Source organism: Terriglobales bacterium (assembly GCA_035937135.1).
In the GTDB taxonomy this organism is placed as follows: Bacteria; Acidobacteriota; Terriglobia; order Terriglobales; family Acidobacteriaceae; genus DASYVL01.
The window spans coordinates 1-1,852 of sequence record DASYVL010000013.1; the positions used below are offsets into that span (position 1 = coordinate 1).

3 protein-coding genes are annotated in these 1,852 nt (G+C 65.6%); 1 reads left to right on the forward strand and 2 read right to left on the reverse strand.

The window, feature by feature from the left end; genetic code table 11:
- Positions 1-343: 343 nt before the first annotated feature.
- Complete coding sequence (locus VGQ94_00625) at positions 344-793, reverse strand: DUF393 domain-containing protein (GenBank protein ID HEV2021010.1); 450 nt, start codon at positions 791-793, stop codon at positions 344-346.
- 8 nt (positions 794-801) lie between these two features.
- Positions 802-1,332 (reverse strand): MarR family transcriptional regulator, encoded by a 531-nt coding sequence (locus tag VGQ94_00630; GenBank protein HEV2021011.1) that lies wholly within the window; start codon positions 1,330-1,332, stop codon positions 802-804.
- 217 nt (positions 1,333-1,549) lie between these two features.
- On the opposite strand from VGQ94_00630, the gene VGQ94_00635 reads away from it, so the two are divergent.
- On the forward strand, positions 1,550-1,852 hold a 303-nt coding region (locus tag VGQ94_00635), incomplete at its 3' end, for a D-alanyl-D-alanine carboxypeptidase (GenBank protein ID HEV2021012.1).

The window sequence follows — 1,852 nt, forward strand, 5'->3', positions numbered from 1 at the left end:
GGCAAAGAAAAGCAGAGGCGGAAGAATGACGGCAGCGAAAAAGCGCGCCGCGAAGAAATCTGGTGGACGCGGGCCGGTCAAGAAGCGTGCAGCCGGTCGACGCATTAGCAAGACCTAGGAACGCGACCCTCACCTCCGCCGCCGTGGGGCATGCAGAGTTTTTACTGCATGGGATGACGGACCGCCACAGGAATCGCTGGCTGGTCAGTCTCTTACATCCGGAGCGCAGCGAGGGAGCCCTACCCCATCCCAAACGCCGCGGAGAGAGTAGGGCTTCCTCGCGCTTCGCGCTCGGAATGCAAAAGCCAACGGCCTTCGGCCTCGGAATGTAAGACCATCCCTCTCAGGCGGCGGGGCGGTGGGCCTCGGCGGGCGGCATGGGATGAATGGCGCAGGCGGCGGAAAAGCGATGCCGGCGCGCGGCGAACCAGCGATAGGCGTGCTGCAGCAGGGCGCGGAACGACGCACCCGCGCCGAGCGCCGCTAGCGGCCACGCCCACCAGACGCGGCCCGCGAGAAACAGCACGGCGTCGGCGCCGCCCAGCGCGCGGCCGTCGGCGGTGAGCACTCGCATCTCGTCCAGGAGTTTTTCCAGCGGGATGCCGTAGGAAAAACGAAGCCGCGAGCTCATCCACGGCGCCTGCAGGGGGACCAGCGCGAAGCCGCGGCGCTCGAGCATCCCGCGAAAGCGGCGCGCTAGGCGGGAGCAAACGCCGCAGGCGCCGTCATAAACCACCCAGCCCGCCGGCGGCGTGTAGCGCTCGCCGGGATGCGTCTCGAGAAAAGTGCCCATATCGCCTCCTACTTGCCCATCACCGCCAGCTTCTTGCCGCCGCCCAGCTTGAGGAACTTGACCATGGCGGAGTTGGACAGGCGGCGCAGTTGCGAGTATCCGCCGGTGATGGTCTCGAAGAACTCCAGCATCTGCGCCAGGCGCTTGCGGGTGTGGCTCTCGGCGGGCCCGGCGGCGTCGGCTTCCTGCACGCAGTCGCGCAGGATCTGCAGCGTGGGATCGATCTCGCGCTTCTTGCGCTCGTCCAGGATGATCTGGAACATCTCCCACACGTCCTTCATGGATTCGAAGTGGTCGCGGCGGTCGCCCAGCACGTGCACCACCTTGATGATCCCCCAGGCCTGCAGCTCGCGCAGGCTGGTGCTGACGTTCGAGCGCGAGACCCCGAGCGCTTCGGTGATCTCCTCGGCGTGCAGAGGGCGGGGCGAGAGGAAGAGCAGGGCATGCACCTGGGCTACGGTGCGGTTGATGCCCCAGCGCGCTCCCATCTCTCCCCAGTGCAGGACGAACTTTTGGGTGACGGGCGAAAGAGTGGACATGGCGGTATCTCCTGTTGTTTCTGTAAGTACAGAAATAACAGTCATGGAGGATGTTTGTCAAGAGGTTTTTCCAGGGCTGTGACGTCTGGCAAAGGAGGTACACCCAGATCCTTCGACTCGGGTTTCCCGCGCTGAAGACACCGCGCGGGAGCCCTCCCTCGCTCAGGATGACGGCTTCTTAAGGGGGGGGCGTCGCAGTGGTGCTAGAATCCGCTCAATGAGCATGGCTCGCCCGCGCGCATGGCTGCTGGGGATGCTGGTGACGCTGCTGGTGGCGGCGCTCCCCGTCCAAGCCGCCGCCCCCACCAAGCCCTCGCTCGACTCCCGCATCGCCGAGTTGCTCGCCGACCCCGATGTGGCTCGCGGCTTCTGGGGCATCCAGGTGGTTTCGGTCGCGACGGGTAAGACCCTGTACTCGCGCAACTCAGACCACTTGTTCACTCCGGCTTCGAACACCAAGCTGTTCACCACTGCCGCCGTTCTGGCCCTGGTGGGCCTCGACTACCGCTTCCACACCACG